The organism is Bacillus cereus, from assembly GCF_002564555.1.
Classification (GTDB): domain Bacteria; phylum Bacillota; class Bacilli; order Bacillales; family Bacillaceae_G; genus Bacillus_A; species Bacillus_A cereus_K.
Genome location: NZ_NUVD01000020.1, coordinates 1 through 22,953, shown reverse-complemented (window position 1 = coordinate 22,953; position 22,953 = coordinate 1). Strand labels below are relative to the sequence as shown.

Sequence of the window (22,953 nt, the reverse complement as noted above, 5' to 3'; positions counted from 1 at the left end):
CCCTATATTAATTTCTCTGCTACATATGAAGCAAATACATCTAATGCTACTTCTTCTTGTCCACCTGTTGCCATATCTTTTAAGTTAATGATGCCTTTATCTAGCTCATCTTCCCCTAATACAGCTACAAATTTCGCATTTAAACGATCTGCTGATTTAAATTGTGCTTTCATTTTGCGATCTAAATAATCTTTTTCAACTGATAATCCAACTTTACGAAGATCGAACGCAACTTTCGCAGCATGGTCTTTCGCTTTTTCACCAAGAGCTACAACGTAACAATCAATACTATGTTCAATTGGTAACTCAATGTTTTCAGCTTTTAGTGCCATAATTAGACGTTCAATACTCATCGCAAAACCGATACCTGGCATTTCCGGTCCACCGATTTCTTGTACAAGTCCGTTATAACGGCCACCACCACTTAATGTAGTGATAGCACCGAAACCTTCTGCCTCACTCATAATTTCAAATACAGTGTGTTGATAGTAGTCTAAACCACGTACTAAGTTCGGATCCTTTTCAAATGGAACATCCATCATCGTTAATAGTTCTTGTACTTTGTCGTAGTATACTGCTGAATCTTCATTTAAGTATTCTGTAATAGATGGTGCTGTTCCCATTAATTCATGGTTACGGTCCTTCTTACAGTCTAAAATACGAAGTGGGTTCTTTTCTAATCGAGATTGGCAATCAGAGCAGAACTCGCCGATGCGTGGCTCAAAATGAGCGATTAATGCATCGCGGTGCGCTTGACGGCTCGCTGCATCACCTAAGCTGTTTAATACAACTTTAATATTTTTTAAGCCCATGCCGCGGTAAAACTCTACAGCAAGTGCAATTACTTCTGCATCAATTGCAGGGTCGTTACTTCCGATTGCTTCAATACCGAATTGTACGAATTGACGATAGCGACCTGCTTGTGGTCTTTCGTAACGGAACATTTGACCGATATAGTATAATTTTGTTGGCTGTGTTGCGTCACCGAACATTTTGTTTTCAACGTAAGAACGTACAACAGGTGCAGTACCTTCTGGACGTAGTGTTAAACTACGCTCTCCACGATCTTGGAATGAGTACATTTCTTTTTGTACGATATCTGTCGTATCACCAACACCGCGTAAAAATAGCTCAGTGTGTTCAAAAATTGGTGTGCGAATTTCTTTATAATTGTAACGACGGCAAATTTCGCGTGCTTGCCCTTCGATATACTGCCATAACTCAACAGTGCCTGGAAGAATATCTTGCGTTCCGCGTGGGATTTGAATAGACATATTCAGTTCCTCCTCAAATTGTTTTAATCTTAATAAAAATAAAAAAACTCCCGCCTCTACTGTATGAACAGTAGGGACGAGAGTATTATACCCGTGGTGCCACCCTAATTGAAGCACGTATGCTTCCACTTTTTTAATAACGCTTAAATGTGCGTTCCTCTCTACTAAGCATATATGCCGTTCAAGTTGAAACCTCCAGAGTGTCATTCAATCAGTCATCATGTAGAAATGTTTTCAGCCTAGGACATTTCTTCTCTTTCCATGTGTGTCTCATTTACTCTTCTCTTTCAACGGTTATATTCATATGTAAATATAAAATTACTATACGTTTGTTGAGTAGGATTGTCAAGTGCCCTAAGAGCGCTCAAGCTGCTTCTTCAGACGCTTTACATCTTGAAGAGAAATTCCGAACTCAGAAGCAAGTTCCATTGATGTATTGTTTTGTTCTTTTGAAACAAACTCATGCAAATTCACGTTAAACAGTTGATTCGCACCATTTGTAACAGAATGTCCTTTTTCATTCATACGCATACGTATATCCCTCACATTCAATATGGATGTTTTACTTTTTATTGTTCCATATTGATTAGAGAGTTATACATAATTAAATCAGCTATTGATTCCAAACAAACATAAGAATACAGTTAACGACGATAACAATAACCAATTAATCTTATGATAAATGAACAAAACATACCAAAATGTATAAAAAAGAGAGGATCCTATCATCCTCTCTCCTTTAGCAACACTATTTACTTTCCACAATTAAGGTCACCGGACCATCATTGATTAAAGAAACATCCATCATTGCTCCGAACTTTCCTGTTTCGACATGCAGTCCTTGTTTACGAACTTCTTCATTAAAGAAATCGTATAAACGCTCTGCATAGTCAGGCTTCGCAGCATCCATAAAGTTTGGACGTCTTCCTTTACGACAATCTCCGTATAATGTGAATTGCGAAATAGATAGAACTTGTCCTTCTACATCAAGTACAGAATGGTTCATCTTTCCGCTCTCATCTTCAAAGATACGTAAGTTTGCAATTTTTTCTGCAATGTAAGTTGCATCTTTTTCTGTATCTTCATGCGTAATGCCAACTAGTAATGTTAAACCGAATGGAATTTGTCCTACAATCTCACCATCTACTGTGACAGACGCTGCCTTCGATCGCTGTAAAACAACTCTCATTTTTTCTACACTCCCTATTAATGCATCATGCGTCGTACTGCATAAATTTCTGGAACACGTTTAATGCGCTCCACTACTTTTTTCAAGTGTTGTAAGTTACGAATAGAGATTGACATATTAATTGTCGCCATCTTATTACGATCACTTCGACCAGAAACAGCTGAAATGTACGTTTTCGTCTCTGTAACAGCTTGTAATACTTCATTTAATAAACCACGGCGATCGTAACCTGAAATTTCAATATCAACGTTATACTCAATTTCTTTTTCAGGGCTACCTTCCCACTCTACCTCTAATAAACGTTCTATAGCTTCTTCTGTATGAACATTTACACAATCACGGCGGTGAATCGATACGCCTCGGCCTTTCGTAATATACCCAACGATATCATCACCCGGAACTGGGTTACAGCATTTTGATAAACGAATTAATAAATTATCAGCACCGCTTACCTTTACACCAGAATCCCATTTTCGAATTTTCATCGGTTTACGAACTTCTTTAACTTCAACGATTTCGTCTTCTTCGCGTTGTTTGCGGAACTTGTCCGTTAGTCGCGTAACAATTTGCGCGGCTGTAATTCCGTTATAACCTACTGCTGCAAACATATCTTCTTCGTTAGCAAAGTTAAACTTCTCCGCAACACGTTTTAAATTATCAGGCGCTAATACTTCTTTCATCTCGTACTCTAAGCCACGTACTTCTTTTTCAACAAGTTCACGGCCTTTTTCAATATTTTCATCTCTACGTTGTTTCTTAAAGAATTGACGTATTTTATTTTTCGCATGCGATGTTTGAGCAAGTTTCACCCAATCTTGGCTTGGTCCATACGAATGTTTCGACGTTAAAATTTCAATGATGTCACCTGTTTTTAGTTTATAATCAAGCGTCACCATTTTACCGTTTACTTTTGCACCAATTGTTTTATTCCCAATTTCTGAATGGACACGATATGCAAAATCAATCGGAACAGATCCAAGCGGTAATTCCATTACATCGCCTTTCGGTGTGAAGACGAATACCATGTCAGAGAACAAGTCAATTTTTAATGACTCCATAAATTCTTCAGCATTAGAAGCTTCATTTTGCCATTCTAATATTTGACGGAACCACGTTAATTTCTTCTCTAATGTACCTGTTGTTTCTGCTGTTTTTCCTTCTTTATATGCCCAGTGTGCCGCGATCCCGAACTCTGCAATTTCGTGCATTTCTTTCGTACGAATTTGCACTTCAAGTGGATCACCTTTCGGTCCAATTACCGTCGTATGAAGAGATTGATATAGATTTGCTTTTGGCATTGCAATATAATCTTTAAAACGACCTGGCATCGGCTTCCAGCACGTATGAATAATCCCAAGTACCGCATAACAATCTTTAATACTATTTACAACGACACGTACAGCTAATAAATCGTAAATTTCATTGAACTGTTTATTTTGCAGTGCCATTTTACGATAAATACTGTAAATATGCTTTGGTCTGCCAGAAATCTCAGGTTGAATTGCAACTTCTTTTAATTTCTCACGAATACCAGTCATTACTTCATCTAAATATTCTTCGCGCTCTGCACGTTTACGCTTCATTAAATTTACAATGCGATAATATTGCTGTGGATTTAAATAGCGAAGTGACGTATCCTCTAACTCCCATTTAATAGTACTAATTCCGAGTCTATGTGCTAAAGGTGCAAAGATTTCTAACGTTTCATTCGCAATGCGACGCTGCTTCTCTTGAGGCAAATGTTTCAATGTACGCATGTTATGAAGACGGTCAGCTAGTTTAATTAAAATAACTCGAATATCTTGAGCCATTGCAATAAACATTTTGCGATGGTTTTCGGCTTGTTGCTGCTCGTGAGATTTATATTTAATCTTCCCAAGCTTTGTAACACCATCAACAAGCATAGCGATTTCTTTATTAAATTCCCGTTCAATATCTTCTAATGTAATCTCTGTATCTTCTACTACATCATGTAAGAAACCTGCCGATACTGTAGCTGGATCCATGTGTAAATCAACTAAAATACCTGCAACTTGAATTGGATGAATAATGTACGGTTCACCCGATTTTCTATATTGTTCACTATGCGCATCACGTGCATATTCATAGGCACGTGCCACTAGCTCAATATCTTCATCCGCTAAATATTGACTTGCTTTCTCGAGTACCTGTTCAGCTGTTAGTACCTGCTCATTTGCCATCGAATCACCTTTTATTGAAAATTGACTTTATCTTTATTAAATAGAATAAATTATATTCTATCATTATAACCCAATGATTGTGAATTGTGAAAAGGAAAAGATTTTACTGACATTTCACCATAATTTTTTGTTCAATTATACAAAAGTACCCGCTCCTCTCCAAGAGATTCACGGGTACTTTTTATCACCGTAGTTTTACCTATATAGTGATTAGTATTTTTCTAATACTAATACATCGTAACCATCTAACATTTTACGACCATCTAAGTAAGTAAGCTCTACTAAGAATGCAATTCCTGCTACAACTCCGCCTAGCTCTTCAACTAGCTTAATTGTCGCTTCGATTGTTCCACCTGTAGCTAATAGGTCATCTGTAATTAATACGCGTTGGCCTGGCTTAATTGCATCTTTATGGATTGTTAAAACATCTTTACCATATTCTTTACCGTAGTCAACTGTAATTACTTCACGTGGTAATTTTCCTAATTTACGAACTGGCGCAAATCCTACTTCTAATGCATATGAAACTGGGCAACCGATAATGAAACCACGAGCTTCTGGTCCTACTACAACATCGATATCTCTGTCTTTTGCATACTCAACGATTGCATCTGTTGCTGCTTTGTATGCTTTACCGTCGTTCATTAAAGGTGTGATGTCTTTAAACACAATACCTTCTTTTGGATAATCCGGTACAATTGCGATATGTTGCTTGAAATCCATTTTTCTGAATCCTCCTCAGATATAAAAGGTTTTGCAAATACAAATCCTTTACCCTAACTGTTCTACTTATTTATGATTACGAATCGTTTCAAACCATGTATATAGTTGCTGATATGTGCTATAAACCAATTCTTTTTCTAATTGTAAGTGGTTCATTTTCTCACGATATGTGTTCGATTCAATTAAATCACGCTTTTGTTTTTTGTCTGCCATAAAAATGACGCCATCTTTTATTGTAACAAATTCTAACTCAAAAAACACCTGTGTCATGAAATTTACTGTATCTTTTGACCAACCTTTATGTCGGCATAGTTGTTCACCATATTGCCTTAAAGAAAATGGTGATTTTTGGTTTAAGAAAGAATAGTACCATTTAAAGTGTTCCCTCGTCGGAACTGTACTAAATAAATGATTAGTCTCTTGATAAAATAGCGTGTAAATTCGAGCAGGGAATCCCACTTTAAATAAATCACGCAATTCATCTGTTCCTTTCGGTAAATCCAGTAACACAATGTATTGATCATCTAAATGAGTTACTTCTGATGCATGCACGATCTGCTCTTTATATTCTTCTAAAGAAAATTTATTCAATACCTCTTCAGAAAAATACACCATTGTGATTTTCCCTTTCGGAAGTTCTGCTAAATTCGCTTCTACATTACGCATACTTCGCCAATCAAATAATTGCCATGCCTCTACAGCGATATCTTGTACCATTAATTGTGGCTTCTTAAAATTATTCCATTCATTGATGGATGCTTCTCCTATTACAGATACCTTTGCAACTGGAGAAATTTCTTTTGCATACGCACCAAATCCGAATCCAATTGTATCCAGTGTTGCTTGTCCGTCACGAAGAGTCATTTTCAAATGAGAACCGTCTGATCCGATTGCACGAATACTTTCTAATTCAGCATCTTTCACTGCAATGCGTGGTTTCGGATTTCCAACACCAAATGGCGCCAACTTTTGCATATCCTCAATTGCCGCAAGCGTTACATCTTCCACTTTACAAAAAGCATCAACTGCTGTAATTGGAATAAAGTCTGCTTCTGTTAAAATTGCATCTGCTTGCTCATTTAAGCGGCGACGTAATTCCTCTACATCATTCATATGCAGCGTCATTCCCGCTGCCATCGGATGCCCTCCGAAGTGTGGCAATAACTCTCTACAATCTGACAGATTTGCAAACAAATCAAATCCCGCAATACTACGTGCTGAACCCTTTGCTGTTTCTTTTACAGGATCAATGCTTAATACAATTGTCGGACGATAGAAACGTTCAACTAATTTAGAAGCGACAATTCCAATTACACCTGGATTCCAGCCTTCTTTTGCAAGCACTAACACTTTGTTTTCTTCTGGCGGAAATTTATTTTCAACTTCAGCGATAGCTTCTTCTGTAATTTGCTTTACAATATCTTTTCGAAGTTTGTTCAGCTCATCAATTTCTTCAGCAAGCTCTTTCGCTTCCTCTGGATCATCTGATAATAAAAGGTGTACAGCTGGCGTAGCATCTTCTAAACGCCCAACTGCATTAATACGCGGTGCGATTGAGAAGCCAATGCTTTCCTCTGTAATTTCACTTTGCGAAACGTTAGCAACTTTAAACAATGCCTTTAAACCGATATTTCTCGTCATGCGCATATGCTTTAAACCGCGCTTCACTAACAATCTATTTTCACCATGAAGTGATACTAAATCGGCTACTGTACCGATTACTGCAATTTCCAACAAATGTTCTGGTACACGTCCTAGTAATGCATGCGCAACTTTAAATGCAACGCCTACACCGGCTAAATAATGAAACGGATAAACACCGCCATCTAATTTCGGATGAATAATCGCAAGCGCTTCTGGTAATTCTGGCGGCGGCTCGTGGTGATCTGTAATTATAAGATCTATGCCAAGTTCCTTCGCTACCTTCGCTTCATGTACTGCTGCGATACCAGTATCGACAGTAATAATTAGCGAGAATCCTGCACTGTGCGCCCAGCGAAACGCTTCTTCGTTTGGTCCATATCCTTCTGTAAAACGGTTCGGAATATAAAACTCTACATCTGCACCTAATTCTTGCAGAGCAAGATATAATACCGTTGTACTACTTACTCCGTCCGCATCATAATCACCAAATATTAATATTTGTTCTCCATTTTGAATCGCCTTATTTACACGTTCTACTGTTCGATCCATTCCTTCTAATAAAAACGGATCATGAAATTCTTGATTTTCTGTATTTAAAAAATCTAAAATTTTATCTTCTGTATCTAGTCCTCTACCAAGGAACAACGAAACAACAAGTGGCGATAATTGCAATTTACTCGCTAATTCACTCACTCGCTCTTCGTTGTATTCTTTTTCTTTCCAACGCGTCTTCGGTTGTAACACGAAATCACCCCTTAACCTGTTTATTATACAAGACAGATTAAGGGGTGACAATATGATGCAAACTACGATGCAATATCTACATACTAAAATGTTAATGATGTTTAATGTGGAGAGTACGGATTTATATGTACAAAAACATTTTGTACGTTATCTTGTTTCATAAGTGTTTCTTTCACATGCTTTCCAATGCGATGCCCTTCTTCTACAGTAATGTATGGATCTACAGAAACTTTAATATCAACAATAACATAATGGCCATGTTCTCTCGCATATAAAGAACCGATTTTTTTCACACCATCTACTTGGAGAACTGCTTCTCTAAGCGGAATAACATCTTCCTCATGAAGAACGTGATCCAGCGTTGCATGAATTGCTTCTGCTCCAATACTCCATGCCATTTTCGCAACAAGAAGCGAAACAAATAGTCCTGCAATCGGATCGGCATATACAAGCCAATCGAAACCTAACTTACCGCCAATAATCGCTGCACAAATCCCGATTAAAGCTGCAATTGAAGAAAATACATCCGAACGGTGCTCATATGCATTTGCAATAATTGCATCACTATTTACCCTTTTCCCTAATCGAAATTTATATTGAAACATTCCTTCTTTCACGACAATCGAAAGAACAACAGCAAAAATCGTAATTCCTTTCGGCGGTTCTAGTTCTTGCGAAAAAGCTTTTATAGACGAAATCGCTATCTCTATTCCCACAATAAATAATAATACCGCAACAATAATCGCTGAAATCGATTCCGCTTTACCATGACCATACGGATGATCTTCATCAGGCGGCTGCTTTGCTGCTCGCAATCCAAACAGTACAGCTAGCGAACCTATTACATCTGATGCAGAATGCACGGCATCCGCTAACAGTGCTTTACTATTCCCAATATAACCAATTACCGCCTTTACAATCGCTAATATAATATTACCAACGATTCCGACAATAGCACCAAACTCGGCCTGTTTAAAACGTTCATCTTTTTCCATAATTAAAATCCCTTCTTTTCTTAACCTATCTTTTTATTGTAACAAAAATAACAATAAAACCACCACTTCCTTCCATTTCCCCCTTTCAAAAGTTGCTATCTTATTGTATCCACAAACGAAAAAAGAGATGCCTCATAACGAGGCATCATCTTTTTTATACTTGCGGTTCAGATACTTCTTTCTCAACCTTCTTCTTGTTTTTCCCCTTTTTCAAACGACGGTTTTCAAGTAGTAACCAAATTTGAGAGGCAACAAAAACAGAAGAGTACGTACCTACGATTAATCCAACAAGTAAAGCAAACGAGAAGTTACGTAGTGACTCACTACCGAAGATAAGCAGCGCAATTACTGGGAACAACACTGTTAATACGGTGTTAATCGAACGACCAAGCGTTTGGCGAATACTCATATTTACGATTTCTTCTAGGTCTTTTATGTCGCGAACCCGTTTTTTCTGTTTGTATAGCTCACGGTTTCTATCAAACGTAACAATCGAATCATTAATAGAATAACCGATGATCGTTAATACCGCAGCGATAAACGTTAAGTCTACCTCTAGCCCCAAAATACTAAACATAACAATCATAACGAATGCGTCATGTAGTAATGCAAGTACTGCAGATAATGCATACGTAAATCGGAATCGAATACTTACGTATAAGATAATAACTGCAGAAGCAATTAGTACTGCGATAAATGCATTTCTTGCAATTTCTTTACCGATTGTCGGTGAAACTGTACTTACGTTTGGCTCTGTACCATATTTATCCTGGAAGAATGTTTTTGCTTTCGCGATTTCATCTTTTGATAAAACTCCTACAGTACGAACAGCGAATCCTTTATTGTCATCCCCAGTCGGTACAATATCTTCTTCTTTCACATCAATTTTCAATTCTTTTAAATCTTTATGCACATCAGACACAGTAAGTGCTTGTTTTGATTGCAAGTCCATACGTGTACCACTCGCAAAGTCAATTCCAAGATTCAGTTTGAAAATTGGTAGTATGATTGCACCTGCAATTACAACTACAATCGAGAAGATAAGGAATTTATGACCGATATTTACGAAGTTAATACGATCAAATTTCGTTGGTGGATGTACTACACCTTTTGTTAACGGAGTAATATCCTTTTGTTTCACACCAAAATACCCTGGTTTTTTATCAAAATAACGGCTCTTTACAAGTAATCCTAGTAAGAAACGAGTACCGAATACATTTGTAATGAAACCAACTAAAATACTTACAATTAAACTTGTTGCAAATCCTTGTACTGAGCTTGTACCATATACAAACAACACACCTGCAGCTGCAAGAGTCGTAACGTTTGCATCTAAAATCGTTGCTAATGAACGATGATTACCAGCACGAAATGCTGACATCATTGACTTACCAATTTTAAGCTCTTCTTTCAACCTCTCGTACGTAATGATATTCGCATCAACTGCGATACCTACCCCGAGCACTAACGCCGCAATACCTGGTAATGTAAGAACCGCGTGCATCCAGTTAAATACAAGTAGCGTAACAAAAATGTATAGCCCTAACATAATAACGGCTACAAGCCCTGGTAAACGGTAGTATACAAGCATAAATAAGAAAATAAGAGCGATACCAATCGCACTAGCGAAAATCGTTTGGTCTAATGCTTGTTGACCAAATTTCGCTCCAACAGATGTTGAATACATTTCTTTTAAATCAACAGGAAGTGCACCTGCATTTAATAAAGATGAAAGTTCTTTCGCACTTTCCACTGTAAAGTTTCCACCTACGATAGATACTTCAGCTTGGTTAAATACTTGGTTTACTGTTGCTGCTGATAAAAACTTCGGATTCGGTTTTGCAGATTCTGCTTTATATGAATCTTTTCCTTCTTCAAAATCAAGCCAAATTACCATTAAGTTTGTTGGTGGTGGCATTTTTGAAATTTTTTCAGTTACTTCACGGAATTTGTCAGCACTTTTTAGTGTAAGACCTACGCTCGCACGGCCTTGCTCATCAAAGGTTTGCTTCGCTCCGCCGCCTTTTAAATCCGTCCCGTCCATAAGAAGATTGTCATTCACATCACGGAATGTTAATTTCGCTTGTGTCGATAACATCTCACGTGCTTTTTGCTGATCTTGTACACCAGCAAGCTGTACACGAATTCGATTTTCTCCTTCAATTTGGATGTTCGGCTCACTTACACCGAGGACATTGACACGATTTTCAAGAGCACCTACTGTACTTACAAGTGCCTCTCGGTCAATTTTATCGCCTTCTTTGGCTGGTTTTACTTCATACAGAATTTCAAAACCACCGCGAAGGTCTAGTCCTAGACTAATTCCTTTTGCTATGTCTTTTCCTGCCGCACCAATTACTCCACCGATTAATAAGACGATGAGGAAAAAGGCGGCAATTCTCGTACCACGCTTTGCCATATGTACCCTCTTTCTGCTACTAACACTTTCAAAAAATCTCTTACGATTCACTTTTTCACGTATGCATACGCTAGTTAGTAGACTTCCTTTCTATAAAATACATGTGTTTCTCGCTAGTCCATCACTAGCTGTGTCGGTAAAACCTACACTTTCATTATTTATTTTTCTCTTCACTACCTCCTTTATATGTAATCTCAGACATCACTAATTCCTCTTTATCAATACCTATCATTATACTGCAAAAGGAAGAACAAACCAATTACAGTCGGTTATTTATTTTCATATTCATCAAACGACCAGAGCGGCGCTTGATATGCTTCAACAGTTAAATAATTCATATATTCATTAGTACTTACTCTTAATACATCATTTACTAATTCATATAATCTAACATCATCGTTTATCTTTTTCCACTTTTTCACCTTGAGAAACTTCCAAATGTCATCATCTGTCACTCGGTCATAGCCGAACATTTGAAACTCTTCTACTTTACTTTCTAAAACGACTTGTAACTGTCCGCGGTATGATTCTACCAAATCTTCTTTTTCTAACATACGTAACATCTCCTTCTGATTTCAGCACGAAAAGTCGCTTTTAATCCCGCTCTAATGGACAGCAATAACTACTTTCAAGAGCATCACCATACTTCACTCTCTTAAATGCTTGTCATTCTTGTCTCATACGTGCATATAAATTATTGTAAATCATTCCATTGATTTTGAGAAGGTAGGAGAAGACCATGACGAAACAAAGCTTTTTGAAAGGCGCATTTATATTAATGATAGCCGGCTTTATTACAAAAATACTCGGTTTCATCAATCGTATAGTAATGGCACGTATTTTAGGAGAAGAAGGCGTGGGTCTTTATATGATGGCCGTGCCTACATTCATTTTAGCAATTACATTAACACAAATCGGCCTTCCCGTCGCAATCGCAAAATTTGTAGCAGAAGCGGAAGCAGTGAACGATAAACAAAAAGTAAAAAGAATATTAACAGTATCACTAGCTGTTACATCCGTTATTAGTATCCTGTTAACAATTGGGATTATGCTCCTCACACCTATTTTAGCAAAAACATTATTAACCGATGAAAGAACGTACTATCCATTAATAGCTATCTTACCTGTCGTTCCTGTTATTGCTGTTTCTTCTGTTTTACGCGGTTATTTCCAAGGGAAACAAAATATGAAACCTAGTGCTTATGCTCAAGTTCTAGAACAAGTTGTCCGCATTACAATTATCGCTGTATGTATTCAATTATTTTTACCTTACGGCGTAGAATATGCTGCAGCCGGCGCTATGTTATCAGCCGTTCTCGGTGAAGTTGCATCCTTATTATTTTTACTTACTTTATTCCAGCGCGAAAAACATTTATCTATACGCTCTGGATTTTTCACTACTGTAAAGGAGAGCAAAGACACATTTTATTCTCTTATGGATATTGCCCTTCCAACTACAGGAAGCCGTTTGATCGGTTCCATTTCATATTTTTTTGAACCTATCGTTGTTATGCAAAGCTTAGCAATCGCCGGAGTCGCTGCTTCTGTCGCAACCCAGCAATACGGTATATTAAACGGTTATGCATTCCCGCTTCTGTCACTACCCGCCTTTATTACATATGCTCTTTCTACAGCGCTCGTCCCTTCTATTAGTGAAGCAATGGCAAAAAGGCAACATAAATTAGTAGAGCACCGTTTACAACAAGCACTTCGCATTTCATTAATTACTGGCGGATGGTCCGTCGTTATATTATACGTATTCGCTTCTCCTGTTTTGACTCTTATGTACGGATCAGATAGTGCAACAGCATTCATTCAACTTCTCGCACCTTGCTTTTTATTTCATTATTTTCAAAGCCCACTTACTTCTGTTTTGCAAGCTTTAAACTTAGCACGAGCTGCAATGATGAATACATTTATTGGCGCCATCGTGAAATTAATCGTTATTTTCGTACTAGCTTCAAGGCCAGAATTTCAAATGATGGGGGTTGCCCTCGCTATCGCAGCAAATATCGTAACAGTAACATTCCTTCACTACGCTACCGTTTTAAAAAAGATTACATTTACCATTTACGCAAAAGATTATATTTTTGGCGGACTTGCCATTGGTATTGCAGGTGCCTTCGGTTTTTATCTTCATAAATACATTATTTTCTCTCATTCACTCGGTGTACAAACATTGTGGGAAATCACTTTGACAACAATCCTTTATATTGTTCTCCTCTTCACCTTCAAACTGATTCGAAAAGAAGAGTTAAGTCGACTCCCTATCATTCGTAAGCTTTCATTTTTGAAATAAAGTGAAACTTTAATCAGTGGGGTGCTCCCCACTGATTATTAGTGAGATCAAGCGTGCCCCCTCCAAAAGATAAGCTTCTAATTCCCTTTCAAATCAACAAAGAATTGTCCGTTTTGAAAGCTACAGTATAAAATTTTTGTTATATCGTTATAACCTAATTTTTTTAATTTCCCAATAAGCCATTCGTCAGTATGTTCAATCATTCGCAAATGATTAGATTGAATTTCTCCATCAATAATTAATGGGAGTGTAAAAACCGGCGTATCATTTTTACTCTTTTTACTTTTTTGTTTTTGAAAAATAGATAATTTTCCTGATGGTTCTAAAATAGCGTATTCTACATCACGCACATCTCCGACTCCTTGCTCCCTTAATTGCATCATTAAATCATCTATATTATAACGTTGCTTTCTCATCTTCTTTTCATCAATCTTTCCCGCATTTACAAGAATAGCCGGCTCACCTTCTATTAAATGCCGAAAGCGTTGATACTTTAAAGAAATGACTGACAAAATGATTTGTATGCACATAAGGAAGGTCATCGGAACTAATTGATGCCAAAGTGATTTGTCGGTATTTTCAATTGCAACTACAGCCATTTCGCCAAGCATAATAAATACGACTAAATCTAATACACTTAGTTCTCCAATTTCACGTTTACCCATAAGACGAAAAATAATTAAAATAATAATATACAAAAGCATCGTCCGGCCAATTATCGATACCCATTCCATTTCTACATCTCCTTTTTTATTTATAGATTCCCCTATAGAAAAGAAACTAGTCTAACTTAAGCAAAAGAGAAATATGCTTGTATTAAAAAGGGGGAATGTATAAATGGATGGAACGAAAAAATTATCAACTGCAATTGGCTTCGGTATCGTTACCCTATTAATTCTCGCATCAATTACTAGCATGGTTATGGCTCTTTTATTAAAGTTTACGAATATAAATGAAGGGACATTGGCCGTTACTATTTTTATACTAGCTCTTTTATCTATGCTTATGTCCGGGTTTACTGCCGGAAAAAAGGCGCAAGGGAAAGGGTGGCTAGTAGGTTTCACAACGGGGCTTACATTCACAATACTTGTTTTTCTCGTTAACTATTTAGGCTTTTCCCAAACTTTATCGAACTCACAATTACTTTACCAATTAGCATTAATGGGTGCGAGTACACTCGGTGGTATTTTCGGTGTAAATATGTCAAAACAAACTAATTAAAAAAAGGCCCTGCACATTTCATGCAGGGCCTTCCTCATTAGTTTTTCACAACTTCACGAATCGCATTGCGATCGAAAGTTAAGTGTGAACCACCAGATTTAACAACGATTTTCGTTTCATCTACTGATTCGATTGTACCGTGTAAGCCACCGATTGTTACGATAGCATCACCTTTTTTTAACTCATTTTGCATTTGAGCTACTGCTTTTTGACGCTTTTGTTGTGGGCGAATTAATAAGAAATAGAAAATCGCAAACATCGCAACGATCATAATGATATTCATCATACCTGGATTCATATTTTGTTCCTCCTTTTAAATTATGTATTAGAAGTTTTTAGCATTCGGTTTATTAAAGCCATACTGTTCAAAGAACTCTTCGCGGAAATCGCCAAGACGGTCTTCACGAATAGCTTGTCTCACCTGCTCCATTAAGTTTAACAGAAAATGAAGGTTGTGATAAGACGTTAAACGAATTCCGAACGTTTCATCACATTTCATTAAGTGACGAATATACGCACGAGAGTAATTTTTACATGTGTAGCAATCACAGTTCGGGTCAAGTGAACCGAAGTCTCTAGCGAATTTTGCATTTTTCACAACTAAACGACCTTCACTTGTCATACATGTACCATTTCGAGCGATACGAGTTGGAAGTACGCAGTCAAACATATCAATACCACGAATTGCACCATCAATTAATGAATCAGGAGAACCTACTCCCATTAAGTAACGTGGTTTATTATCTGGAAGAAGTGGTGTTGTAAACTCAAGTACACGGTTCATAATATCTTTCGGCTCACCTACAGATAAACCACCTACAGCGTAACCAGGGAAGTCCATTGAAACAAGATCTTTCGCACTTTGACGACGAAGCTCTTCAAACTCTCCACCCTGTACAATACCGAATAAACCTTGGTCCTGCGGACGTTCATGCGCCTTTAGACAACGCTCTGCCCAGCGGCTTGTACGCTCTACAGACTTTTTCATGTATTCAAAAGTAGCAGGGAACGGTGGACACTCATCAAATGCCATCATAATATCTGAACCTAATGCATTTTGAATTTCCATCGCTTTTTCTGGTGATAAGAATAATTTATCTCCATTTAAGTGATTACGGAAGTGAACGCCTTCCTCTTCAATACGGCGGAAGTCACTTAAACTGAATACTTGGAAACCACCAGAGTCCGTTAAGATTGCACGGTCCCAGTTCATAAATTTATGCAAACCGCCTGCTTCACGAATAATTTCGTGACCAGGACGCAGCCATAAATGATACGTATTACTTAAAATAATGCCAGAATCCATTGCTTTTAATTCTTCTGGTGACATCGTTTTAACTGTTGCAAGTGTACCAACTGGCATAAATGTTGGTGTATCAAATGAACCGTGTGGCGTATGTACACGTCCTAAACGCGCACCCGTTTGTTTACAAGTTTTAATAAATTCATAACGAATTGCTGTCATAATTTACTCCTTTTATTTGTTTCTTATTTTAGCGTGAGATGCGACGAACATCGCATCACCAAAGCTAAAGAAACGATATTTTTCTTTTACTGCTTCATTATAGGCATGAAGTACATTATCTCTATTTGAAAATGCACTTACAAGCATAATTAATGTTGATTTCGGCAAATGGAAGTTTGTAATTAAACCATCAATTGCTTTAAATTCATAACCTGGGTACATAAAAATATCTGTCCATCCAGAAGCAGCGCAAAGCTTACCGTCATGATCTGTCGCAATTGTTTCTAACGTACGAGTTGATGTCGTACCTACTGTAATAATACGTCCACCATTCTCTTTCACACGATTTAATAATGCCGCTGTCTCTTCAGACATATGGTAATATTCCGCGTGCATATGGTGTTCCTCAATCGTATCTGCAGAAACTGGTCTAAATGTCCCAAGCCCTACGTGAAGTGTAATGAATGCTAACCCAACACCCTTTTGCTTCAATTTCTCAAGTAACTCTTCTGTAAAGTGAAGTCCAGCTGTCGGTGCTGCTGCTGAACCGATTTCCTTCGCATATACCGTTTGATAACGATCGCGATCTTCTAGCGTCTCTTTAATATACGGAGGAAGTGGCATTTCTCCAAGCTCGTCTAAAATTTCATAAAAGATGCCGTCATATGAAAATTCAAGTTGACGTCCACCTTGGTCTGCTGTTCCTGTGCAAGTTGCTTTTAGCTTCCCTTCACCAAAAGAGATGACAGTTCCTTCTTTTACACGTTTCGCTGGCTTAACAAGCGTTTCCCACTTATCGCCTTCCTCTTGTTTTAAAAGAAGTACTTCAATGTGTGCGCCTGTGTCTTCTTTCACACCATGCAAACGAGCAGGCATAACTTTCGTTTCATTTAAAACTAAGCAATCCCCCTCATGTAAGTAAGAAAGAATGTCCGAAAAATGTTTATGCTCAATATCACCTGTTTCACGGTCTAACACCATTAATCTTGATGTTTCACGATCTTCTAACGGGACTTGTGCAATAAGTTCTTCTGGTAAATGAAAATCAAACAGATTTATATCCATAACTATATCCACCTATTTCTTATTTGAATCGATTTATTATATACATAATAAAAGATAATACAATACTTAACACAATACATGTAATGATAGGAAAATAAAAGGTAACGTTTCCTTTTTTCACAAAAATATCGCCTGGAAGCCTTCCAATGAACTTCCAAGCTAGACCAACAACAATAAGTAAAATACCAGCTGTAATAAGGAGCTTTGGCATTTCCGTCATACTTTTGGCATTTCCATTCCGAAATGTTCATATGCAAGTGGCGTTACAATTCGGCCTCTTGGCGTTCGTTGTAAAAAGCCAATTTGTAATAAATACGGCTCATACACATCTTCAATCGTATGAGATTCTTCTCCAATCGTTGCCGACACTGTTTCCAACCCAACTGGACCACCGCGGAATTTCTCAATAATACCAAGCAATAATTTATGGTCAATATGATCGAGTCCTAATTTATCTACTTGCAGTAGTTCTAACGCCATTTGTGTAATTTCCATTGTAACCGTTCCGTTACCACGAACTTGCGCAAAATCACGTACACGTCGTAATAGACGATTCGCAATACGAGGTGTACCACGAGCACGTCTTGCAATTTCTAATGCAGCTAATGAATCAATTTCAACTTCAAACACTTCTGCTGTACGTTCAACAATCGCAGAAAGCTGATCTACTGTATAGTACTCTAATCTTGAAAGTACACCGAAACGGTCACGAAGCGGCGCTGATAATGCCCCCGCACGCGTCGTTGCTCCAACTAATGTAAATGGCGGTAAATCTAAGCGTACAGACCTTGCTGATGGTCCTTTTCCAATTACAATATCAAGGCAAAAGTCTTCCATCGCAGGATACAAAACTTCTTCAATCGATCTATGCAAACGATGAATTTCATCAATGAATAATACATCCCCTGGCTGAAGCGCTGTTAATACAGCTGCTAAATCTCCTGGCCTTTCAATTGCTGGTCCGGAAGTTGTTCTAACATTAACGCCCATTTCATTTGCGATAATATTCGCAAGCGTTGTTTTACCGAGCCCTGGTGGTCCATATAAAAGTACGTGATCTAGCGTTTCTTCACGCATTTTCGCCGCTTCAATAAATACCTCTAAATTATGTTTCGCTTTATCTTGGCCAATATACTGACGGAGCGTCTGTGGCCGCAATGAATATTCTAAATCCGCATCTTCATATGCAGATTCCCCTGAAAGGAGACGTTCGTCCATTATACTCACCTCTTACCATTTAGTAAAAGACTAAGTGCCTTTTTAATATACTGATCCGTCGTTAATGATTCTTTTAATAATTCTGGTACAACGCGAGAAACTTCTCGTTCTGCGTATCCAAGTGCGCGCAGAGCTTCCAGCGCCTCATCCAGCTCAACTGATGAACCTTTCTTCTCATCAAAACGTTCTGCGTCTGAGAATAAATCAACAAATGCATCTGGTACGACATCTGCTAGTTTTCCTTTTAAATCTAAAATCATTTGACGCGCTGTTTTCTTTCCGACGCCCGGGAACTTCACTAAAAACTTCTCATCTTCATGTTCAATTGCTTGAACAACCTGTCCTGTTTGACCAGAAGCTAAAATTGCAAGAGCGCCTTTTGGTCCAATACCAGACACACCTAATAACTTTGTAAATAATAAACGCTCTTCACGTGTTTTAAACCCGTAAAGTGCCATAATATCTTCTCTCACATAATGATATGTATAGACACGGATTTCTTGCTTACTCCTTTGAAATACATACGGATTTGGTGTGAAAATTTGATAACCAATTCCATTATGGTCAATTACGACATATTCCGGTCCGACATACTCCACGTAACCTGTAACATATTCAAACAAAATACGATCTCTCCCTCTTAAATCATGTATTCCATTTTAACATATTTAAGGATAGAAAAGCGAGACTACCCCAACAAATGTTCTCCATATAAAACTTCTGTTATTTCTCATTGACAGAAAGTATAAAGCCCCTTAAAATACAGAAGTCGATAATGATTATCAATACTAATTAAAGGGGTTACATAGGGATGAAGCGCAAATTATTTATTTTATTTACTATCATGCTAGTCGTTCTTTCAATCGTCGGCTGTTCTTCTCAAAAAGAAGAGTCAAAATCAAAAGAACAACCGAAAACAAAAGTTGTCAAACACGCTAAAGGGGAAGCTACTATTCCAGTAAATCCAAAGAGGATTGTTGATTTATCTGGATCAACAGAAGAGTTATTACTTCTTGGACATAAACCTGTTGGTACAGCAAATACGTATAAAGATAAAATCCAAAGTCATTTAACAGAAAAGCTAGACGGGGTAAAAGCTGTTGGTTGGTACTGGGCGCCTAAAGTCGATTTAGAAGCCGTTACTGCTCTAAAGCCTGACTTAATCATTTTAAACAATCGTCAATTAAAAATTTACGACCAACTAGAAAAGGTTGCACCGACAGTTGTTCTAGAAACAAACTTAGAAGACTGGCGCGGTAAGTTTAAAGAAGTAGGCAAGCTATTTGACGAAGAGAAGAAAGCAGACAAATGGATTGCAGACTACGATAAAAAGGCTGACTCTTTATCTAAGAAAATTAAAGAAAAAACAAAAGATGAGAACTTTATGTTCGTTGCAGTAACACCACAAAACTTCCGTGTATACGGTAGCTTCGGATATGGTGACATACTCTTTAACGACTTAAAACTTCCAGCAACAAAAGGTACAGATTTAAATCAAACGATGGCGCAAGTATCACTAGAAGGCCTTGTTGCATTCCAGCCTGACCAAATGTTCGTTGTAAACTTCGGCGGAGAAGCTGATAAAGTATACGAAGACTATAAAAACAGCGCCGTTTGGAAAGATAATAAAGCAGTAAAAAGTAATCACGTATATGAAGTATCGAACGAAGTCTTCAATACGAAAGCATTCAATCCAATCGGAAAAGATATGCTAATTGATGAAATCGCAAAAGAAATTTTAGCTAAGAATAAATAAGAAAAAGCAGCTCACCATGAGCTGCTTTTTTTATTTTGCACTGCGTATTGTTTCATTTTTTCAATCGTCTTCACAAAACCTTCTTTTGATTTAATACGAATACCACGCTTTAGTTTCGCACGATCATAACTCTCAAGCTTTTTCATATCAATTTGAAAGAAGGAATGAATCGCGTTATCACTTTTCGGCACACCTTTGAAAATTTGTAATATCCCTTCCTCTGAAACACCAAAATAACCGCTCGTTTTTAATAAAGGAGAAATATCATCAACTTTCTTTTGCAATACGATTTGTACATCATCACGATCAACGACTTGCCACTCTTTATATTGCTGTAAAAACTTTTCTAAATCTGCTACTTTTTCTGTAAATATTTCTTCGCTTACTTCTCCATCAACATACATGCGCTCTAATAAAATTGTAACTTGAGGTTCTTTCTCTGTTACTTCTGGTACTGGCCCTTCTGCCCTCACACTCGTTCCATAAGCTAAACAAAACATCATCACGAAAGCTTGTACTGCAATCAGTATCCATTTCATTTCCGTTCACCTCTTTTAGGCAAGATCAAACTTTCATTAGTAGTTTTTCCGGAAATGGGGGTTTTATCCCTAATTCATAGATTGCTCCCATTAAGACTTATAGAGTTCGATATTTTCTGACTTTAAAACCAACAAAAAAAGAGAAGCTTGGATTCCCCCAGTCTTCTCTTTACATTCATATAAAATGAAAGACGCCTGCAAAGCAGGCGTCTTGATGCGTTTACGGCGAGAGACCAGGCGACCACATTCGCGTGTTTAGCACTTAAGCATATCTCTCGTCTTACGTAAATTAGCTCATCGCTTTGCTAATATAACATTAATAACGTATAAGTGCAACATGTTTATAAAAAAACATTTTATTTCCTCTTTCATCCAAATCATTTATGTAAATTATAAATTGATAAATGTAATATATATGTTACAATTATTATAAAAGCAAAATCATAATAAACAGGGGATGGATATTGTGAAAAAAATAAAAGATGAACGTCTCATTCTTCAAACATTAAAAAACATACGTATTGCTTTTCTTTTTCAATCCATTGGTATAATCGGTATTTTGGGTTATATCGGATTCACGGAAGGAATGGATCAAATTACGAAATCTCCATTGTGGTTATTATTTATTCTTACAAGTATTGTACTTAGTTATTTACAGTTAAGCATTTCTATCGATGTTGAAGAAGGCGAAAAGGAAATACAGTTAACTCCTTATTACAAACTTGTTTTACGCTCTTTTATTGTGGGAATGATTATGGCTATTATTTATATTATTTTCAGTCCAGAAAGACCTCTGTTTGAAGCTATTCTAACAGGTAGTATTCTCTTCATATGCTTTTTAGTTTCTTATTCCGTTAGTTACTTTATTAGAAAGAGCCGTTTACAAGACAATGATGAATAAAGAGGAAGGGCTATCCCTTCCTCTTTTGTTTCGCTATCGTACTGTTCCAGTTAAACCGTAACGAATATCGCGGAACATATTCGCTATGTCACGATTAAAGTCGTTTGTAACTGTACCGTTACGCAAACGCGTACTCATTGCATCGACACGAGTAAACATGTCGTTTCTTACAGAAACATATACGTTTCTGTTTCCAACTTCATTTGCAACCGCTTGACGAATCTCGTTTGCCATCGTTGTTTCGTTTGTTACTGGATTACGTGGTTTCACCGCAATTGCTACATCGTTTCCATATACAACTGTAGACACACGGTCTACGTTATCCATACGTTTCACACGGTTCGTAATTTTTTCTGCAGTTTTACCATCATTGTTAACGTATGAATTGTTCATTGTAATGTTACGAGTCGGATACGGATTCGCAATTTGCCCATTATAGTTTACATCACGATAATAATTATATCCTGTATCGTTACGACCATTGTTATATGTTACATAATCTGTATTATAACGGTCGTTACGCGTTACATTATTACCATTATTATAAGATGTATGTTCGTAATTGTAGTTGCGTCCATCCATTGCATTGTTATCTTTTGGTGTACCACATGCAGCTAACGCACTGGTAACTAACAAAGAAGCAGCAATCACTTTTACTTTCGTATTCAATACAAAAACCCCCTCTGTTAGAATGAACTTCTCTTCTGAAAAGCTCCCTCTTATGATGAGTAACAGAGTGTTTTTTTACACTGTTAATATTTCACTAGGAATTTTCTAACACTTAATACAAACCTTCATTGTCTTAGTTAACATGAATACAAAAAAGGCGGGAATAATCCCACCTTTTTTAAACTTCTTCTTCTTCGTCCTCTTCTTCTGAAACTGGCTCACCAAATACATTTGGTGGATCTGGTTGGTAATACATCGTTCCTGGTTGCGGCGCATATGCTGACTGAGTTGGTTGATAATATAAAGGATTCGCGTATTGTGGCCCTCCAGGTTGTGGACTATATAACCTATTCTCTCCTCCGCATCCACAGTCTTCTTCACCTTGCACGAGCGGTGGCATATTATTATCCATTGGCATCATATTTGGATTTGGCATAGACGTATATTGCGGCCCAAATGGTGCCCCTTGCTGATATGGCATATTATAGTACGGATTTTGTTGTTGATAATACGGATTCGGCGGCATCATAGGCTGTTGATACGGCATTTGATATGGCATCATATGTGGCGGTTGGTTGTTATCCATGATCGGCATGATATTCGGCGGTTGGTTATTATCCATGATCGGCAT

At 37.5% G+C, this 22,953-nt stretch carries 22 protein-coding genes, 1 pseudogene and 1 other annotated feature; of the genes and pseudogenes, 4 read left to right on the top strand and 19 right to left on the bottom strand.

The annotated features are described in order from the left end of the window. Positions 1-2: 2 nt before the first annotated feature. The 9 genes from hisS to COI75_RS10365 all read right to left on the bottom strand — a co-directional run bounded on the left by hisS (position 3) and on the right by COI75_RS10365 (position 11,743). Complete coding sequence (gene hisS, locus COI75_RS10405; RefSeq protein WP_000027083.1) at positions 3-1,274, bottom strand: histidine--tRNA ligase; 1,272 nt, start codon at positions 1,272-1,274, stop codon at positions 3-5. Between the two features lie 69 nt (positions 1,275-1,343). After that, positions 1,344-1,574: a binding site (T-box leader), on the bottom strand. 54 nt (positions 1,575-1,628) lie between these two features. Next, positions 1,629-1,805 (bottom strand): hypothetical protein, encoded by a 177-nt coding sequence (locus COI75_RS26880; protein ID WP_001242607.1) that lies wholly within the window; start codon positions 1,803-1,805, stop codon positions 1,629-1,631. Between the two features lie 217 nt (positions 1,806-2,022). Further along, on the bottom strand, positions 2,023-2,463 hold the full coding sequence (locus COI75_RS10395) for a D-tyrosyl-tRNA(Tyr) deacylase (RefSeq protein WP_001266950.1): 441 nt from the start codon (positions 2,461-2,463) through the stop codon (positions 2,023-2,025). Between the two features lie 17 nt (positions 2,464-2,480). Beyond that, positions 2,481-4,664 carry a GTP diphosphokinase gene (relA, locus tag COI75_RS10390; RefSeq protein WP_001262794.1) on the bottom strand — a complete coding sequence of 728 codons (2,184 nt, stop codon included), beginning with the start codon at positions 4,662-4,664 and terminating at the stop codon, positions 2,481-2,483. A 210-nt stretch (positions 4,665-4,874) separates the two neighbouring features. Next, positions 4,875-5,387, bottom strand: a complete 513-nt coding sequence (locus COI75_RS10385; RefSeq protein WP_000346213.1) for an adenine phosphoribosyltransferase — start codon at positions 5,385-5,387, stop codon at positions 4,875-4,877. 66 nt (positions 5,388-5,453) lie between these two features. After that, complete coding sequence (gene recJ, locus COI75_RS10380; RefSeq protein WP_000941251.1) at positions 5,454-7,775, bottom strand: single-stranded-DNA-specific exonuclease RecJ; 2,322 nt, start codon at positions 7,773-7,775, stop codon at positions 5,454-5,456. Positions 7,776-7,876: 101 nt separating this feature from the next. Continuing rightward, positions 7,877-8,770 (bottom strand): cation diffusion facilitator family transporter, encoded by an 894-nt coding sequence (locus COI75_RS10375; RefSeq protein ID WP_000409736.1) that lies wholly within the window; start codon positions 8,768-8,770, stop codon positions 7,877-7,879. 154 nt (positions 8,771-8,924) lie between these two features. Further along, positions 8,925-11,189: a protein translocase subunit SecDF gene (gene secDF / locus COI75_RS10370; protein WP_001119052.1), complete on the bottom strand. Its 2,265-nt coding sequence runs from the start codon at positions 11,187-11,189 to the stop codon at positions 8,925-8,927. A 269-nt stretch (positions 11,190-11,458) separates the two neighbouring features. Further along, entirely contained in the window at positions 11,459-11,743 is a 285-nt protein-coding gene (locus tag COI75_RS10365) for a post-transcriptional regulator (RefSeq protein WP_000890216.1), read from the bottom strand. A gap of 185 nt (positions 11,744-11,928) precedes the next feature. Between COI75_RS10365 and spoVB the strand changes: the two genes are divergently transcribed. Further along, positions 11,929-13,488, top strand: a complete 1,560-nt coding sequence (gene spoVB, locus COI75_RS10360; protein ID WP_000166362.1) for a stage V sporulation protein B — start codon at positions 11,929-11,931, stop codon at positions 13,486-13,488. A 77-nt stretch (positions 13,489-13,565) separates the two neighbouring features. Here spoVB and COI75_RS10355 read toward each other — a convergent pair whose 3' ends face one another. Next, the gene (locus COI75_RS10355; RefSeq protein WP_000455386.1) at positions 13,566-14,222 is read right to left on the bottom strand and encodes a DUF421 domain-containing protein; all 657 of its coding nucleotides are present in this window, start codon (positions 14,220-14,222) and stop codon (positions 13,566-13,568) included. 103 nt (positions 14,223-14,325) lie between these two features. Between COI75_RS10355 and COI75_RS10350 the strand changes: the two genes are divergently transcribed. After that, positions 14,326-14,709 carry a TIGR04086 family membrane protein gene (locus COI75_RS10350; protein ID WP_000349151.1) on the top strand — a complete coding sequence of 128 codons (384 nt, stop codon included), beginning with the start codon at positions 14,326-14,328 and terminating at the stop codon, positions 14,707-14,709. A 37-nt stretch (positions 14,710-14,746) separates the two neighbouring features. Here COI75_RS10350 and yajC read toward each other — a convergent pair whose 3' ends face one another. From yajC to ruvA, 6 genes are read right to left on the bottom strand one after another with little or no spacing between them, the layout of a single operon-like run. Further along, positions 14,747-15,007, bottom strand: coding sequence for a preprotein translocase subunit YajC (gene yajC, locus COI75_RS10345; protein ID WP_001068061.1), 261 nt, complete (start codon positions 15,005-15,007; stop codon positions 14,747-14,749). A 27-nt stretch (positions 15,008-15,034) separates the two neighbouring features. Then, positions 15,035-16,174, bottom strand: coding sequence for a tRNA guanosine(34) transglycosylase Tgt (gene tgt, locus COI75_RS10340; RefSeq protein ID WP_000125363.1), 1,140 nt, complete (start codon positions 16,172-16,174; stop codon positions 15,035-15,037). Between the two features lie 12 nt (positions 16,175-16,186). Next, positions 16,187-17,239: a tRNA preQ1(34) S-adenosylmethionine ribosyltransferase-isomerase QueA gene (queA, locus tag COI75_RS10335; protein ID WP_000354008.1), complete on the bottom strand. Its 1,053-nt coding sequence runs from the start codon at positions 17,237-17,239 to the stop codon at positions 16,187-16,189. Between the two features lie 19 nt (positions 17,240-17,258). Then, positions 17,259-17,459 (bottom strand): DUF2905 domain-containing protein, encoded by a 201-nt coding sequence (locus COI75_RS10330; RefSeq protein WP_000138162.1) that lies wholly within the window; start codon positions 17,457-17,459, stop codon positions 17,259-17,261. Beyond that, positions 17,456-18,457 (bottom strand): Holliday junction branch migration DNA helicase RuvB, encoded by a 1,002-nt coding sequence (ruvB, locus tag COI75_RS10325; RefSeq protein WP_000344450.1) that lies wholly within the window; start codon positions 18,455-18,457, stop codon positions 17,456-17,458. Before ruvB ends, COI75_RS10330 begins: the two co-directional genes overlap by 4 nt. Before the next feature lie 5 nt (positions 18,458-18,462). Continuing rightward, a complete protein-coding gene (ruvA, locus tag COI75_RS10320; RefSeq protein ID WP_000464506.1) occupies positions 18,463-19,080 on the bottom strand; it encodes a Holliday junction DNA helicase RuvA in 618 nt (205 codons plus the stop codon). Positions 19,081-19,268: 188 nt separating this feature from the next. Here ruvA and COI75_RS10315 point away from each other — a divergent pair, with 188 nt between their 5' ends. Further along, positions 19,269-20,213, top strand: a complete 945-nt coding sequence (locus tag COI75_RS10315) for an iron-hydroxamate ABC transporter substrate-binding protein (protein WP_000823614.1) — start codon at positions 19,269-19,271, stop codon at positions 20,211-20,213. A gap of 11 nt (positions 20,214-20,224) precedes the next feature. Here the strand turns inward: COI75_RS10315 and COI75_RS10310 are convergent, their stop codons facing one another. Next, positions 20,225-20,752: a BofC C-terminal domain-containing protein gene (locus tag COI75_RS10310; RefSeq protein ID WP_000871208.1), complete on the bottom strand. Its 528-nt coding sequence runs from the start codon at positions 20,750-20,752 to the stop codon at positions 20,225-20,227. A gap of 466 nt (positions 20,753-21,218) precedes the next feature. On the opposite strand from COI75_RS10310, the gene COI75_RS10305 reads away from it, so the two are divergent. Further along, the gene (locus COI75_RS10305; RefSeq protein WP_000721226.1) at positions 21,219-21,653 is read left to right on the top strand and encodes a hypothetical protein; all 435 of its coding nucleotides are present in this window, start codon (positions 21,219-21,221) and stop codon (positions 21,651-21,653) included. 33 nt (positions 21,654-21,686) lie between these two features. On the opposite strand, the gene COI75_RS10300 is transcribed toward COI75_RS10305, so the two are convergent. Beyond that, positions 21,687-22,322 carry a YhcN/YlaJ family sporulation lipoprotein gene (locus COI75_RS10300; RefSeq protein ID WP_001093520.1) on the bottom strand — a complete coding sequence of 212 codons (636 nt, stop codon included), beginning with the start codon at positions 22,320-22,322 and terminating at the stop codon, positions 21,687-21,689. 178 nt (positions 22,323-22,500) lie between these two features. Continuing rightward, positions 22,501-22,953 (bottom strand): annotated as a pseudogene (locus tag COI75_RS10295) (peptigoglycan-binding protein LysM); the annotation flags it as partial.